The following is a 16304-nucleotide window of genomic DNA, read 5'->3' as shown; positions in this document are numbered from 1 at the left end:
TCCCTAATCCTTAAGCGCAGCGTAATGAGTATCGCTGATTTTTTTAAGATCATATACCCTGCCTTCGGGGCTAAAATACCGTTCCGATTCGCGGGCATATAGCTCTTCAATCTCTACACGGCGTTTTTTATACTCATCCCGCATTTCCACATTCATTTCGGGAATTGCAGCAATTAAACGCTTGGTATAGATATGCATGGGGTTATTATAAATATCTTCCCGTGTTCCGGCTTCTACAAAGCGGCCGCGGTACATGATGTAAATATAGTCGCACATGTGCTTTACAACGCCTAAGTCGTGCGAGATAAAAAGATAGCTCAGCATAAACTCCCGCTGGATTTCTTTTAAGAAGTTCAATATTTGCGCCTGTACCGAAAGGTCAAGAGCGGAAACAGGTTCATCTGCAACAATGAGCTTAGGATTCACTGCTATTGAACGGGCGACCCCAATGCGCTGCCGCTGTCCGCCGGAAAATTCATAGGGGTACTTATATAATCCATCCGGCGGAATACCGACAATCTGGAGCAGAGAGAGAACTTTTTTGAGCTCTTCGGACTTTGAAAGATTCTCAAAGTTTCTGATCGGCTCTGCAATAATATCACGAATGCGCTTTTTAGGGTCAAGACTTGACATAACATCTTGAAAGACCATCTGAACATTTTCGTTGTACTTAATCTTTTTCCGTTGCCGTTTTGTATTGACTTGACTGCCTTCGTAGAGGATTGCACCGCCGGTCGGCTGTTCCAATCCTACAATCGCTTTTCCGATAGTTGTTTTACCTGAACCGGATTCTCCGATGAGCCCGTAGGTTTTGCCTTCTTCAATCTGAAAAGAAACACCGTCAACTGCCCGCACGTAGTCTTGAATCGTATTAAAAAAACCGCCTCGGATAGGGAAGTGTACTTTTAAATCTTTTACTTCTAATAATGCCATCTATGTCCGCCTCCTTTACACATCATCTTCAAACCGGAAGTTTTTCCAGCAAGAACAGCGGACAAAATGTCCGGGCTTTACCTCATGCAGTACGGGACTTTCTTCATGCTCTGCTTCCGGAATCCACGGAATACGGTCAGCAAACCGGCAGCCTGTGTGCTTGAGTTTTTTAAGCGACGGCACCATACCTTTAATGACATGGAGCATATCATCGTCTTTGTCTGCTTGCGGAATGGATTTCAGTAGAGAGCGGGTATACGGGTGCAGCGGATTGGTAAAAAGCTCGTGTGAAGAGGCAAGCTCAACAATTTGCCCCGCATACATAACGGCAACCCGGTCGGCAACCTGTGCAACAACTCCTAAATCGTGCGTGATCAATATGATACCTGCTTTATGCTCTTCCTGCAGGTCTTTAATCAGGTCTAATATTTGCGCTTGGATGGTTACATCGAGCGCTGTTGTCGGTTCGTCGGCAATAATCAGGGAAGGATTACAGGAAAGTGCTGTCGCAATCAATACACGCTGCCGCATACCTCCGGAGAGTTCATGCGGAAACCGTTGTGCAGTGCGCTGAGGATTCTGAATACCCACATCGTCGAGTAATGCTAAAACCCGTTCTTGACGTTCTTTTTCAGTTAAATTGGTATGATAGAGGAGGGCTTCTTCAATTTGCTTTCCAACCCGCTGCAGCGGATTAAGCGAGGCAAGCGGATCTTGAAAGATAAAACCGATCTCTTTTCCGCGGATTTTATTCATCTCGCTTTCCGACATCGTTAAGAGGTTTTTACCTTTCAGGAGTATTTCCCCGGAAACACGGGTAAACCGCATATCATGCAGCCCCATAACAGACATGGCAACGGTACTTTTACCGCAGCCGGATTCACCAACGATTGCCAGCATTTCATTTGGATGTACTTCAAATGAAACACCGTCAACCGCGTCATAGTAGTTCCCGTCAATACGGAATGCAGTGTGTAAATTATTGACGGTTAGTAAGTTTGTTTGTTCCATAGTCTTCTCTACTCACAGCTCATTCTCTCTATTCTGCACAGAGGATAGGTAAGAATCACTTCGGAAAAGGCTCGATTTCCTTCCTTTGTAAAGCAATTCCTCTACACTTTCATGTATAATTTAACGGTATCACGAATATGGAAGTTTTGCAACTACAAAAAGCTAAAATAATGGAATAAATGTGTTAGATTTTTATCCGTGTAAAGAAAGAATAATCCGACATTTTGCGGCACCTGTTTTAATGGTTCGCGGCGGTACAAACCGTTAAAAAATATAGGAATCGTTCTAATGAACTGTTCTGCGGTGCTTCCTGTGCGCTTAAACTCAAATTTGTTTGCCCTAATCGATGCGTCTAACAGACTAGACATTTTTTTCTTGTTTAACTAATATCTTTGTTTGTTTATTCGTGCGGAGAGTGACATATTTTTATATACCGCGTTGATTGTTATCGACTTACTGCTGAAATCAACCGGCTGTTTTCAGCGGTTCTTAACATATAAATAAAAGTTTTAATGGAGGTTCTTGTATGGAACACTTAATCGGATCGAAGCTGATCGATTTTTCATTGCCTGCCTATTGTAAAGGCAAATTCACAACGGTATCAAGTAAATCCTTATTGGGGAATTGGGCTGTGCTCATGTTTTATCCGGCGGATTTCACCTTTGTGTGTCCCACTGAATTAGAAGATTTAGGAAAATTGTATTCCGAGTTTCAAGAAATAGGCTGTAAAGTATTTTCGGTTTCTACGGATAGCGAATTTGTCCATAAGGCATGGGCTGATGCAAGCCCGACAATTGGAAGTCTTCCTTATGAAATGATTGCAGATAAAGCGGGTGTCCTTACTGCGTCCTTGGGTATTCTTATGCCGGACACATGGACTGCCTTGCGCGGTTCATTTGTAATTGATCCTGACGGTGTTATTAAAGCCTATGAGGTGCACGATACGAGTATTGGACGCGATGCCTCGGAGCTCTTGCGGAAGGTACAGGCAGCACAGTTTATTGCAGCGCATGGAGATCAGGTCTGCCCAGCAAAATGGCGGCCGGGAGAAAAAACGCTGTGTCCTTCGATTGATCTTGTCGGAAAAATTTAATTTAGGCGGATATATGAAAAGGTCTCAAACTTTTATTCCTACATTACGGGAAATACCTGCGGAGGCTGTTGTTGTCAGCCATCAGTTGTTGCTGCGTGCCGGCATGATACGCAGATTAGGAAACGGCTTGTTTAATTACTTACCGCTTGGATTACGGGTATTCAGAAAAGTCGAGAATATTGTACGCGAAGAAATCGATGCTACTGGATGTCTTGAGTGTAAGGCTTCCGTTGTTGCGCCGGGGGAAATCTGGCAGGAATCAAAGCGCTGGTATACTATGGGCGACGGACTCTTACGGATGAAAAACCGGCTCGGACAAGACCTTGTAGTTAGTCCTACAAACGAGGAGTCATTTACGGCGCTGATGCGTTATGAGCTTGGTTCATACAAGGACTATCCTATTTCAGTGTATCACATCAATACAAAATACCGTGATGAAATCCGTCCCCGCTATGGTCTTATGCGCGCCCGGGAATTTACGATGAAAGATGCTTATTCCTTCCATACAAATCCGGACTGTCTTGATGCCGCATATCGGAGATTCGGTGATGCGTATGAAAAAATATTCCGCCGCTTCGGTTTGACGGTGATTAGGGTCAGGGCGGATTCCGGTGCAATGGGCGGCAGCGGTTCCGAAGAATTTATGGTGGAATCCGCGATTGGGGATGATACCCTCATTCTGTGTCCGCAGTGCCGGTATTCTGCAAATGAAGAAAAAGCGGCGTGCGCACCTGATCCGTATACGGAGCTTCCTGAAACCCAAGAACCATGCACCAAGATTCCTACACCTGATGTCCGTACAATAGAAGAGCTTGCAAACTTCTTGCACACCTCTCCTAAGGCATTTATTAAAACACTGATTTATCACGTAAAAGATTCAGAACTCATTGATTCTGAATTTGTTGCAGTGTGTATTCGCGGTGATCTGGAAGTAAATGAAGCAAAACTCGCAGCAGTATTAAAAGCAGCTGAAGTGGCGCTTGCATCGAATGCCGATGTAGAAGATATTACCGGTACCGTTGTCGGTTTTGCAGGTCCGGTAGGATTGACAAAGGTGCCGGTGCTTGCCGACGAAAGCGTAATGCTGATGCATGATGCCGTTACCGGTGCGCTTGAAAAAGATATGCACTATATCCATGTTGAACCAAAACGCGATTTTACGCCTGCAATGGTCTATGATGTTCGGATCGTAAAAGCTGGTGATATATGTCCTCAATGCGGTACACCGTTTTATAGCAAGAAGGGAAATGAACTTGGGCATATCTTTAAGCTCGGAACAAAATATACAGTCAGTATGAATATGACCTACCTCGATGAGAACGGACAAAAGCAATATCCGCTGATGGGCTGTTACGGTATCGGGATTGACCGTGCGCTTGCCTCCATCATCGAAGAACACCATGATGAAAATGGTATTATCTGGCCGATGACGGTTGCTCCGTATCATGTTGGTATTGTGCCGATTCAATATGAAGGAAAAATGAAGGAAGTTGCCGACCAGCTCCATGATGACCTGACAGCCTGCGGTATTGAAGTACTGTTAGATGACCGTGTTGAACGCCCCGGTGTTAAGTTCAAAGATATGGACTTAATCGGTTTGCCGATCAGACTGGTTATCAGTGATAAAAAATTACCCAGCATTGAGTGTAAATTCCGTTCGGAGCAAGAAGCAACGCTGATACCTTTGGAGGGTGCTGCTGCGTATATTGCCGAAAAGGTACATACCGAGTTAAAGCGGTATAACGCATAGGTGAACCGGTAAGGAACAAGTATTCGTACGGCTCGGCTCTCATTCCCAGCCGTACGGTAAGTATTTTTGCTAGTAGCGGTTACATTTTATTCTGCAACGGTTGTTCCTGCGGGAGGTAGTTTTTCCTTAAAGGCTTTTCCCAATAAAATCGGTACGATCATTGATGAAATAATAATCAATAAAATAACGGGTGCAAAATATTCGGCTTTTACCATACCGGCAGTCAATCCTTTTTGTGCAACAATGAGAGCTACTTCTCCCCGTACCATCATACCAAGTCCTATTTGAAGGGATTCTTTTCTATTATATCCCAAACATAATGCCGAGCCGCTGCAGCCGATTATTTTAGAAACACACCCGATAACGACGAAGATAATCGAGAACCACAAAAGGTCCATATTCAAGCCGCTTAAATTTGTCTTTAATCCAATGCTTGTAAAAAAAAGCGGGCTGAAAAACATGTATGAGTTTACATCGATTTTTTGTTCCATATAAGATGCATCATGCAAATTGCAAAAAATAACGCCGGCAATATATGCACCTGTTATATCTGCAATTCCGAAAAAGCGCTCCGTGCAATATGCAAAAATAAAAGCAACTCCTAAACCGTAAATGGGGATGCGGTGAGAGTGGGGATGCCGATTATCATACCACTTAAAAATACGGTAAATAATGAGACCTGCGATTATTGAAACAACAAAAAATGCAATAGTCTTGAGAATGAGTTCCACGTAACCGCCGCTGCCTGAACTTGCGCCAAGCACAAGGGTCAAAACAATAATCCCGAATACATCATCGATGATCGCTGCGCTGATAATAGTCTGTCCCACTTCAGAATTAATTTTCCCGAGTTCTTTGAGCGCTGCAACAGTGATACTTACTGAAGTCGCTGTAAGTATTGTACCGATAAAAAGTGACTGATAAAACTTCTGCGTTCCGAATCCGTCAAATCCCCACAGGGCAAATGCCATTGCGGTACCCAATACGAGCGGTATAATAACCCCTGATGCAGCAATGATGGTAGATTTAACTCCCGATTTTACCAGTGATTTAAGATTTGTACCTAAACCGGCGGAAAACATAATGAGAACAACGCCGATTTCTGACATATAGGCAATAAATTGATTGGTTTGGCTGTAGATAATATTCGATTCAGCTTCGCCGAAATGTCGGAACGGCAGTAAAAACCTTAAAGCAAGTCCTGCAACAATTTCTCCGGCAACCTGAGGAATGCCTATTTTTTTTGCGAGAAGTCCAAGATATTTTGCAGTAATAACGATGATGCCAACAGAAAGGATAATTTGTAATGCAATATCTCCAATCGGTAGTTCCTGTGCAGACATAAACAACTCCTATAAAAAGTCAAGAAGAAAGTATCCAACGTTCGATTGACTTTTTACGCACGTTCTCACTTCGTTACGAACGTGCAGATGATATACAAGTTTGCGATCGAGTAAACCAGTGGTTCCTTATGAACAGTCACTCAGTATACTCAAAACAGAAGGACTGTTCAATATAAAATAGGATATATTTTTACCTAAAACAGCAAGAATTTAACAGCTTTATATAATGTATATTCTGTCTACTTATTTGTTATAATCAATATAAAAACAGAATAAAAACAGATTGAAGCAGATTTATAAGTCTTAGAATTTTCAACAAATCCGGTATAAATAAACCCTGCAAACACGAATAAAAATGAGCATATTTGTATCCGCGCTCCTCTTTATAAGAGCGGCTGGTTTCCGGTTTATATAAATGCTTTTAACAACTCCTGATAATGCAGCGCTAAAGGATCTTCAGGATATATTTTTAAGGCTTTTTCAAAATATTCATACGCTGCAGCATACCGCTTCTCTTTCAATTTCTTCAAAGCTTGTTCGATATAAGGAGCGGATTCCTGTTTTTTCTCTTGTATGTCAAGAGTGTCGCAATCATAGACTTCATACAAAATAGCATCCTCTAATGTGTTACTTTTTGCGGATTCATTAATACGGCGTATATGGAAATCTGCAGGATTTTCCAACGACTGCAAAATAGCCTCCGAAATAATAATGGTATTGGAATATATCTTTGTAGCAGCTTGCAAATCTTCGGCTGTATAACATGTGTTTGAAATAACCATACTATCTAGCCGGTTCTCATTTCCAATCACACCTAAAAGAATTGCTCCTGTATCAATACCAATCCCTGCTCTCAGCGGCGGGAGATTGTGTAACCGGAGTTTTTCTTCCTGTAATTTCCTTTGTATACTAATTCCGCATTGCAGCGCAGAATCGGGTGCATCAGGAAAAAGTGCAATAAATCCATCACCGAGAAACTTCATAATCACACCATTGTGGTGACGGATAATCGGGGCAACTAAGGCAAAATATTTATTCAGTAGTAAAAATACTTCATCCGGCATCAGCTGTTCAGAAAGACTGGTAAAAGACCGTATATCGATTGACAATACTGTTACAGATAGTTCAGAAGCATCTCCCGTATTGATTTCTGTAATGTCTTTCTTTTTTAGAAAAGTCAACAGCTGATTAGGAAAGAATCTACGCAATGCATTTTGTATTTGTTTTTGTTCTTTTACCAGATGTTCAATTTGATGTATTGATTCCGCATACCCATTTATGCTCATCACAACGGCAATCAGAATAGCAATAACAGCACCTTCCTGCAGAAGTAATCTGCCGGATATCACCCATTGGCTTACCAAAGTATCATGAATAGCAAAACTTGCCAAAAGACATAACACAGCTGCGATCCATAATGCATATTTCTTTTTTTGAATAAATGCTCGTATAATAATCCCTGCATTATAAATTATCGCAACTACAATAATCACTTGTTGGATATGGAGATACCGAGAAACAAACGCAGTTGAAGCTAAAATAATAAAGGCTGTTGCACTGCAGCATACCGTTATAATACCCCAATAGATAAACCGTTGTGAGATGTTAAATATCTTTCTAATAAAAACACTAAAGAACAATACTGAAAGCGGAATATTCGTATATCGCAGAACAAAGAAAAGCTTCCAAGGAATTGATGGGAATATATAAGCGGTAATATGCGGATAAAAAACAGAAATGCGGACACTCAAGGTAATTGTTGTAAAAGCAAACCATAAAATGTACGGCATCTTTTGATAATTTAAATGCAGAACAATAAAAAAGATACTAAACACAATGAGTACGGTACATGCAATATTATAAAACAATAAGCTAAAGACAAATGATGTATTTAGCACCTCTGCATATCCGAGCAAAATGGATTGATCTGTTCCTCCATATCGGTTATGAAAGTTTGACATATTTATTACAATATCCGCCGTTCCGTTCTTTAACGGTTTAAATGTAGCGATACTGATCGTTTTTCCCGGTATTTCCGTACTGTTTGAAGTACCAGGCTGTCCCTGCCCTGCCCTATCAAACCCATTGATAACAATTGTACAACTTGAAAGCATATGATTAATCTGAATCGCATAGATTCTACTTGGGTCAAGACCGACAACACGTAAACCGTAAGAAGCATATCCATAATCAGTATGCAAAGGACTATCCCGTAGCTTACCCGGCAGTGGCGCATATTGCGGCTTATTGACATTATTAGAGCTATAAAATTGATTAGGGGTAAAGTGCCACTGTCCTTTTAGGCTAAAGATATCTTCATTATTATGAGCAGGTAATGTTAGAAGCCCTTGTTGGATAGTTACACTATGTGTGCGGACGGTATGAGATGGTTTAGCCTTATTGATGAAGGTTAATATGAGAAACATACACAGAAATGGTAATGATCCTAACAGTATTTTTTTCATAATAAATTAACCTCATAAACATTTATCAGTTTCTGTTTACCAATAAATTGTACCTTTCCATAGTAAAAGCAGGTATGGGTACGCCAATATGTTTCGGGCAGTTGCTCCCGTACCGTTTCACTGATAATAATATTTACATTTTTTTCGGACGCATAGCTATGCATACGTGATGAGATATTCACGACATCAGAGATGACGGTTGTATCCATACGCTCCTGCTCTCCGATAGTTCCCATCATCAATGTGCCATAATGTATTCCCGATGCGATATGTATCTCTGGTAATGATTGTGCTTGGCGATGTACATTGAATTTTTTGATCAGCTGAGTAATTTCAATAATGCAATCGAGCGTTTTTTCTGCTGTTCCATAAAAAAGCACCATGAGTCCATCGGTTAAATATTTGTCGATAAATCCTCCGTATTTCTGAACGAGGGGATTCGCCGCCTGTACTACAGTATTATATAAAATAAGCAGCTCTTCCCGTGCTTCACTCGATGTCAATTCCGTTTTTATCCCAAGATGGATAAAGGCCACAAACATTTTCTTGTGAGTATTATCACCTAAGAAAACATCTGTAACATTTTTTTTGTTCAAAAACTGGAGAAACTGATTGGGAAAAAAACGCTGAAATGCACTGTTTGTTTTTTCTATAACAGTAACCATCTGCTCCTGTTTTCTAAAAGCAGTAGAAAAATGCCGGATAACAATAAATGCCATCGGCACCAAAAGCATCAATATGGCAAAATGAGAAATAAACGGAGCATTAATAATACCATTTGAAATGAGTGCATCAAAAATAGCAGCGCTTACAAAAAGTAAAAATGAAATCAAAAATGGTAATGCAAACGGCTTCCTTTTTATTAAGGCGTATGCAACAACCACACATGCAATACCTGCAAGCACCAATATATAGAGTTGAGTAAGGAGCAATAACCTGCCAACAAAGACCGACAGCGGTGCAGTCATCGTGATAATACCATATATCAGCAGAGGAACAGTTAAAATATAAAAAATACGAGGAATCTTTTCTATGAATAAATTAAGGATAAACAAAAAAGTAAACACCGCGCAGAATGGAAATGTCAAATAGCCGAGGCGGAACATTATATTTAAAGGTATACCGGGAACAAAATCTCTGAGTAAAAAGTCATTATAGCATAGTGTTCTCAATGCAAAAGTATAACAAAGGAGTCCAAATAAACCTGCAGTTGTTTCTTTGCGGTAAAATAAAAATAAAGACACAAAGAAGGTCGCCATGCTTAAAAGAATAGCGAATATCCCTGATGTAATAAGTCTATCAAGTGTTTTTTTTGTTTGCAGCGTTGTATAAAGCCCAAAAAGGAAGGGCGTTTCCAAACCGGGATTTCTGTCGTGAAAATTGGATACATGAATCACCAATGTTACTTCGTTTTCGTTATTAACCGGTAAAATAACGGTTTTTGAGTTCCAATCAAATATTTCTTCATCTTGATTTTGCCCCGGTGTCCCCGATGCATAAAATATCTGACCATCTAAAAACACTGTGAATGCTGATGAAGTTCGGGTGAAATGGATTCCATACACTTTTTCCGGCTCAAAACCTTTTATTTTCACTGCGTAGGAAGCATAGCCTTGCACGGACTGCGGCTGCTTATATGATGTCCAACTGGATGCAATTGGTTCAAAACAAATATATGCTTCAAGCGGTAACAAAGCTGACATAAACTCTTTTTCTTCATAGCCCCACAGACCGCTTAATGAATAGACGGTATCTTTATCTATATGCGAAATGTCATATACGCCGTTTGATGTATAGAGCTGTTCTACTTTTGTACAGGAAATGGTATAAAAACTGATCGTACAGAGAAATAAGAAAAACACAATATTCTTTGTTTTCACAAGTGTTAATCCTTGTTGTTTAAATTCTTTCATACATAAAAATACTACAAACTGCAATAATAAATTGGGATAATATAGCGTATAATTTATATTGCGTCTAGAGCTGCTGCAACAGCGTCAATACTGCTGTCCGGGGTAGACGCTCCTGCTGCCAGCCCTATTCTATGATAGCAGTGAATATCCTGAGGAATATCGGCAAGGGATTCTGCAAGCCATGCCGGTTTTCCGCTATCGAGCGCTGTTTGTAAGAGACGGCGGGTATTTGCAGAGGTTTTACCACCGATTACCACGACGGCATCAACATCATGCAGCAGCTCCAGCAGCGCATCTTGCCGTTCATCAGTTGCCGGGCAAATGGTTTCCAAGACAATGAGCTGAGGTATCTTCTTATATAAGATGTCTGCAATGGCACGGTATTCACTCCGTTTGATTGTCGTCTGTGCAAGCAGCACGGCAGGAGCGTCATCGCATTCCACATCCAAAGTACGGGCTTCTTCTGCATTCTGTACAGTGAGGCACCGTGCATGGGGAATCGCGAGGGCGTGTCCCATAATGCCGATTAACTCCCCATGGTTCTTATCTCCGGCAAGAATCACCGTATATCCCTTTTCAGCGTAGCGCGCTGCCCGCTTTTGGCTGGCAATAACCCGCGGGCAGGTTGCGTCGATGATAATAGCCTTACAATCAGCCAACTCCTGCCGTTTCTGCGGAGAAATACCGTGTGCCCTAATGATGATAGGAGACTCCGGCTCAATTTGATTTTGGATCTCTTGTTCAGGATCAACAACCCGGACACCCTTTTGCTCCAAAAGCTGCATGGTTACCGGATTATGGATGAGCGGCCCATACGTGTAGACTGTCTTATCAGGATAATCTGCAAGCGCATTGAGTACCGCATCAACAGCCCGTCTAACTCCCATGCAGTAACCAAGCACCCGCGCTCGTTTTACCGTATGAGACACAGCCTGTGCAATAGTGCCCGATCTTATTGTAGAATCTGCAGAAACGGCTGCGCCAGTGTCGGTATCGGGCATACCCGCTTGTATAGTTTCTTTAAAATCCTTCAATGTTCACAGTATCCTTTCAATTAAAGTCTGTAAGAATAGCGTGTACCGCTTCAACAAACGCTTCTACCTCTTTTTTTTCCGTTGACGGTCCGATAGAAATCCGCACCGCATTTTGTGCAAGCTCAGGCGGTACGGAAAGGGCGGATAATATCGGGCGGATTTTTTTCTTTGACGAACACGCTGATCCTGCTGAAATAAAAATACCGCGGTCGGAAAGACAGCGCATCATAATCTCTGCGGGGACATTTTTGAAGCTCATCTGAATAATCCATGGAGAAAAGGACGGATGATGCCCCAACTCCGTATCAGATACATCTGCTTCAACCCGTCCTCTCGCCGCGGGGATGAGAGAACATGCGGGAAGCGGCTGCAATAGGGATATGAGATACCGAGTCAACTCCCCTGCCCGCTTGTATTTTTGTTCAAAATCAGTGTAACTGCGTTCAAGACAGCGGGCTAATGCACAGGCTCCTGCAACATTTTCCGTGCCGGGGCGAATATTACCCTCCTGCCCTCCCCCTCGTAATGCTGATGTAATCGGTTGCCGTAAATACAGCAGCCCTATCCCGCGCGGGCCGCCTATTTTGTGTGCACTCATGGATGCGGAATGCACTGCGGTAAGCCCAATATCCGCTATCGGTAATTTTCCGATTGACTGCACCATATCAACATGAAAATGAATGGGACGCTTTCCTGCAGTATGGGCTTTCAGCGCTTCTGCAATCTCCTGCACCGGCTGAATGACACCGATTTCGTTATTCACTCCCATGACGGCAACCAGCACGGTGTCTTCCCGCAGTGCATTTAACACGGCAGCCGGGCTGATATATCCGTTTTTATCGGGACGGACGGTGAAAACCGTCCAGCCGCAGTGCTCCAGCACCGCTGTTTGCTCCCGCACCGATGGATGCTCAATACCGCTGATGACAAGACTGCCGGCAGTGGGACGCATAAGCAGGGAAAGCAGCACCACGCTGTTCGATTCTGAGGCACCTGAGGTAAAGTACAGGCTGCCGGCAGGGACATGGAGCACTGCGGCGCAGCGGCTGCGTGCATTCTCCAGTAAAGACCGTGCATCTTTTCCGAATTGGTGTTGTGCGGAAGGATTGGCAAAAGCAGCCGCTGCCTCCCGATATGCCGCTTCAATTTCATCGGTATACGGAACAGCCGATGCTGCCCAATCTAAATAAATCACCGGAGCACCTCCTGTATCACAGAATCGGCAACTTCGCATAGCTGTGTCTTTAACAGCGTTTCCTGTAGTACCAGCCGTATCATACCGTGCCGGTTCTTTTTATCTTTTTTCATACGGGCAATAATCGAGCCTGCAAAAGAATTGTTAGCAACCTGTATACTAGAGTATACAGGTTCTGTACACCATCCGTAACAGTTAAGAGTATGTATCAGGGATTGGGCGTAGTCTTTATCGGTAAGCTGTAAACGTAGTCCTACGGCTAAGGCGCGGGCGATACCCCATGCAACAGCATCCCCGTGTAATACCGAAAAATTACTGAGGCTTTCAAGCGCATGAGCAAAGGTATGTCCTAAATTGAGGAAGCTGCGCTCACCTTGTTCAGTGAAGTCCCGTTCAACTACCCGCGCCTTAGCCTCCGCTGCCCGTCTGATCATCATTGAAAGTAAGCGCATATCCCTATTCCGTACCGTATCAGGGTGCTGCACGAACAGCTGATACAATTCAGCATCGTAGAGAACGGCGGTTTTCAGTACCTCAGCAAGTCCTGAATGGTACTCGGCTTCCGGTAAGGACTGCAGCACGGGAAAACACAGAAAAATGGCTGATGCCGCATAAAATGATCCCAAGAGATTTTTATAGCCGCACAGATTTACCGCTGTTTTCCCGCCGATAGCGGCATCAGCCATAGCAAGTACGGTTGTAGGAATCAATATGCAGCGGACTCCCCGCATATACAGCGAAGCCGCAAGTGCGGTTATATCACAGACAACCCCGCCGCCAAAGCCGATAAAATACGCAGCACGGTCAAGTTCGGCTGCGGCAGCTGCCTGAGCAATCGCGGCAACGGCATCCAAGTTTTTTGCGGCATCACCGCTTTTTAATACCACCAGCGGTACATCAGGAGAAAAATGCTGGGCATACTGTAAGAGCGGCAGGGTATGTTCATCGCACACATACAAGGCATTGCAGCGTCCCTTTTCCATCGGTACGGCGGGCACTTGTATGGTCTGGGTATAAAAAATGTCGGTTTTTCCTTGCGGAGTAGAAAAAGAATAGGTATCTTGAGCTTCTATCATCATTTCTGGTTCTTTTTATTTTTAATCTTCAAAAAGAGTAATTTTTCTGTTTCATAATTCGGATTCAAATCGGTTTTCCAATAAAAAAAGAGGCGGACTCCGTGTACACGGCGCGTTCCTTGTGCAGAATCTGCTGTGCCGGTATGAACCGCAGCCCCTGTAGATACGGGACTCTCTTCCCCATACACAGGAATGATCACCAAACCGGGGACCTCATTAGCTTCCATAGTAAACTGCACTTTTCCGTCAGTATCTTCAAGCTGTACCCATGACACCTTGTGAAACATACCGGTAGTAAGGCTCAGTTCTTTCTTTTGATTTTCTTCTCCGTCATAGAGAGAAAGTACCGGATTTCCTGCCTCTGATTCTACTGCTGCAATATCAATTTCTACGGTAAAATAGGCAGAAAGATTAAACGGACTATCGTTTTTGAGGATATACTGAACCTGTGTTCCTTCAGCAAAAAAGGTGTATTGCTTCCGTAAAGAAACCGGCTGTTCAATGCTGTCAAAAAAACCGGCTGCTGCAAGTTTGAGTTCAGACCGGATGGTATTCAGCTCTGCTTCCTGATAGGTATTCTCCGAAAAGACAGCTGTAAGCGCTTCCGTGTGTCCTGTTTGGAGCTGCTGCAGCGCGGCTTCCGATAGCAAATAATCGATAAACATACCGGATTGATTGAGCGGGAGATCCGAATAATTTTTGTAGGCGGAAAAGACATCGCATTCAAAAATTTTTCCGCCGCAATGGTGCACATACATATTGATTCCGGCGCGCTGAGATAAAACCTCCCGAAAACCGTCAAGATCAATATCACAGCGGGTAAGTCCGTCGGTAAAGATACCCGGCAAGCGGGTTTGTTTTTCTGCAACCAGCAGCTTTCGGTATGCAATGCGGTACAGTTCGTGCCGATAAGCGGACATACAAGGCTCAAGCGCTAAGAGCTCGGCATCTTGCGCCTTCCAAAACTCTTGGAGCGCGTATTTTTTACGTGCCTTATCCCCTTTCATGCTGTTCGCCAGCATATTAACGTACATCATCTTTGCATACATTTGAAAAGCGGTCGGCTGCACGGCAAGCGTATTTTTTATAGAATACCCTGTTTGCTGGTCGCATAAAACGGCATCCGGTGCAATATACACAGGCGGATGCGGCTGGCGGTGCTTTAAAAGTTCCGCAGTATGGGTCAGGTGTACGGAGGAATGGGGCTGACTGCAAAGCTGGATAAAGGAAGAAAACCAGCTGCTGCCGTTCTTATTTTTTTCTAAGCCTTTAACGTAGGTTTTTATCGGTAAAAAGAGAAGATAGAGCCGCTCATGTGTCTCTACAGCTGATGAGGCAATGGTATCGTAAAACGCTTGAGGTGTCCTGTTCAAAAAATCAGGATCGTCAGGAATATAGGGAAAGATTGTCATTGTCTTTCCCTTGTCTTCTACACTTGCCGGCGTAAACGGGTATTCCGGCATACTCTGCGGGGTCTTTTTGGGGAAAAGACGGTAATCGAGAAGGCAATATTCCATTCCGCACCGGGTAAAGGGCGTGATAAGCCAAGGATCCCATGCCGAAGCAGTTAAAAAAAGCCCCCGCGGACGTTTTTCAAAATGGGTACGGATGGCAGCAGTCATCAGTTCAATCTGACCGATAACATCAGAAGACGGCAGCAGCGGAAAATAGGGCTGATAATAACCGCCCCCCAGCAGTTCAATCTGTTTACGGGCAAGCAGCTCATTGAGCAGCATGGTATATACCTGCCGCTTCCCTTTTTGCCATTCAAGAAAACTTCCGGCTGCGAAAACAGTGAGCGGCAGCTTTTCCTCAGCTTGAATCCCCGAAAAAAAAGCCTTGTACAGCGCTGCAGTATCATTTTTGTCGATTTGTTGAAGATACGAAATAGAAAGCTGTACACAAAAGCATACATGTACATTTTTTTTTGAGGTATTCACAGGACATCCTTCATCAGACAAATCAACATATCCGGCAAAACAGCCGAACCACGGTATAAACGCTGGCAGCACAGCAGGTTCCATAGTAAACTTGTTCGGACGGAAACGTATGTTGCTGAACAGGTTACCGTGAAATGCTTTTCGCACTATTCAAGCATTTGCATACACAAAGCAGGACGCATTTTATACTATTTTTGCTGCTTATGGAAGAGCTCGCATTTAAAGGTACAGGGATTCCGCATTATAACAAGCTAGAAACTTTTTTTATCAGCATGAATGAAGCGTTTCTACTTCCTGTACGGTTAAGCCGGTTGCTTTTGCGATATTTTCAATAGATAAACCTATCACGAGTAAGTTATGTGCTGTTTCAAGAGCTTTTTGCCGTGAGCCTTCAGCGAGACCGAGTGATTTACCTCTTGCTTCGCCTTCAGCAAGACCGAGCGATTTACCTTCAGCAAGACCGAGCGATTTACCTTCAGCAAGACCGAGTGATTTACCTTCAGCAAGACCGAGCGATTTACCTTCAGCAAGACCGAGCGATTTACCTTCAG

At 43.3% G+C, this 16304-nt stretch carries 11 protein-coding genes and 1 pseudogene; 2 read left to right on the top strand and 10 right to left on the bottom strand.

The window, feature by feature from the left end:
• Positions 1-3 precede the first annotated feature (3 nt).
• Positions 4-933 (bottom strand): ATP-binding cassette domain-containing protein, encoded by a 930-nt coding sequence (locus tag ACTTJ8_RS05050; RefSeq protein ID WP_442719001.1) that lies wholly within the window; start codon positions 931-933, stop codon positions 4-6.
• Positions 934-948: 15 nt separating this feature from the next.
• The gene (locus ACTTJ8_RS05045; RefSeq protein ID WP_442719000.1) at positions 949-1944 is read right to left on the bottom strand and encodes an ABC transporter ATP-binding protein; all 996 of its coding nucleotides are present in this window, start codon (positions 1942-1944) and stop codon (positions 949-951) included.
• Positions 1945-2470: 526 nt separating this feature from the next.
• Between ACTTJ8_RS05045 and ACTTJ8_RS05040 the strand changes: the two genes are divergently transcribed.
• On the top strand, positions 2471-3037 hold the full coding sequence (locus ACTTJ8_RS05040) for a redoxin domain-containing protein (RefSeq protein WP_442718999.1): 567 nt from the start codon (positions 2471-2473) through the stop codon (positions 3035-3037).
• Positions 3038-3050: 13 nt separating this feature from the next.
• Positions 3051-4787 carry a proline--tRNA ligase gene (locus ACTTJ8_RS05035; RefSeq protein ID WP_442720504.1) on the top strand — a complete coding sequence of 579 codons (1737 nt, stop codon included), beginning with the start codon at positions 3051-3053 and terminating at the stop codon, positions 4785-4787.
• A gap of 86 nt (positions 4788-4873) precedes the next feature.
• Here the strand turns inward: ACTTJ8_RS05035 and ACTTJ8_RS05030 are convergent, their stop codons facing one another.
• The 8 genes and pseudogenes from ACTTJ8_RS05030 to ACTTJ8_RS04995 all read right to left on the bottom strand — a co-directional run.
• Positions 4874-6130 (bottom strand): cation:proton antiporter, encoded by a 1257-nt coding sequence (locus ACTTJ8_RS05030; RefSeq protein WP_442720503.1) that lies wholly within the window; start codon positions 6128-6130, stop codon positions 4874-4876.
• Positions 6131-6537: 407 nt separating this feature from the next.
• Positions 6538-8595, bottom strand: a complete 2058-nt coding sequence (locus ACTTJ8_RS05025; protein ID WP_442720502.1) for an adenylate/guanylate cyclase domain-containing protein — start codon at positions 8593-8595, stop codon at positions 6538-6540.
• Positions 8592-10508 carry an adenylate/guanylate cyclase domain-containing protein gene (locus ACTTJ8_RS05020; RefSeq protein WP_442720501.1) on the bottom strand — a complete coding sequence of 639 codons (1917 nt, stop codon included), beginning with the start codon at positions 10506-10508 and terminating at the stop codon, positions 8592-8594. Before ACTTJ8_RS05020 ends, ACTTJ8_RS05025 begins: the two co-directional genes overlap by 4 nt.
• Before the next feature lie 53 nt (positions 10509-10561).
• Entirely contained in the window at positions 10562-11542 is a 981-nt protein-coding gene (gene ispH / locus ACTTJ8_RS05015; protein WP_442720500.1) for a 4-hydroxy-3-methylbut-2-enyl diphosphate reductase, read from the bottom strand.
• 16 nt (positions 11543-11558) lie between these two features.
• Positions 11559-12737, bottom strand: coding sequence for a cysteine desulfurase family protein (locus ACTTJ8_RS05010; RefSeq protein WP_442720499.1), 1179 nt, complete (start codon positions 12735-12737; stop codon positions 11559-11561).
• Positions 12734-13816: a 3-dehydroquinate synthase gene (locus tag ACTTJ8_RS05005; RefSeq protein WP_442720498.1), complete on the bottom strand. Its 1083-nt coding sequence runs from the start codon at positions 13814-13816 to the stop codon at positions 12734-12736. Before ACTTJ8_RS05005 ends, ACTTJ8_RS05010 begins: the two co-directional genes overlap by 4 nt.
• Entirely contained in the window at positions 13813-15837 is a 2025-nt protein-coding gene (locus tag ACTTJ8_RS05000; RefSeq protein WP_442720497.1) for an alpha-amylase/4-alpha-glucanotransferase domain-containing protein, read from the bottom strand. The genes ACTTJ8_RS05005 and ACTTJ8_RS05000 overlap by 4 nt, the downstream gene beginning before the upstream one ends.
• Positions 15838-16020: 183 nt before the next feature.
• Positions 16021-16304, bottom strand: a pseudogene (locus ACTTJ8_RS04995) (Rpn family recombination-promoting nuclease/putative transposase); the annotation flags it as partial.

It is taken from the genome of Treponema sp. (genome assembly GCF_052169735.1).
In the GTDB taxonomy this organism is placed as follows: domain Bacteria; phylum Spirochaetota; class Spirochaetia; order Treponematales; family Treponemataceae; genus Treponema.
This window is presented reverse-complemented; position numbering and strand designations above follow the sequence as displayed.

Excerpts from the sequence above, each read along its gene's own strand:
- ACTTJ8_RS05000 (WP_442720497.1), bottom strand. The coding sequence starts at position 15,837 with ATGGAACCTGCTGTGCTGCCAGCGTTTATACCGTGGTTCGGCTGTTTT.
- ACTTJ8_RS05025 (WP_442720502.1), bottom strand. The coding sequence starts at position 8,595 with ATGAAAAAAATACTGTTAGGATCATTACCATTTCTGTGTATGTTTCTC.
- ACTTJ8_RS05005 (WP_442720498.1), bottom strand. The coding sequence starts at position 13,816 with ATGATGATAGAAGCTCAAGATACCTATTCTTTTTCTACTCCGCAAGGA.
- ACTTJ8_RS05030 (WP_442720503.1), bottom strand. The coding sequence starts at position 6,130 with ATGTCTGCACAGGAACTACCGATTGGAGATATTGCATTACAAATTATC.
- ACTTJ8_RS05040 (WP_442718999.1), top strand. The coding sequence starts at position 2,471 with ATGGAACACTTAATCGGATCGAAGCTGATCGATTTTTCATTGCCTGCC.
- ACTTJ8_RS05045 (WP_442719000.1), bottom strand. The coding sequence starts at position 1,944 with ATGGAACAAACAAACTTACTAACCGTCAATAATTTACACACTGCATTC.
- ACTTJ8_RS05050 (WP_442719001.1), bottom strand. The coding sequence starts at position 933 with ATGGCATTATTAGAAGTAAAAGATTTAAAAGTACACTTCCCTATCCGA.
- ACTTJ8_RS05035 (WP_442720504.1), top strand. The coding sequence starts at position 3,051 with ATGAAAAGGTCTCAAACTTTTATTCCTACATTACGGGAAATACCTGCG.
- ACTTJ8_RS05020 (WP_442720501.1), bottom strand. The coding sequence starts at position 10,508 with ATGAAAGAATTTAAACAACAAGGATTAACACTTGTGAAAACAAAGAAT.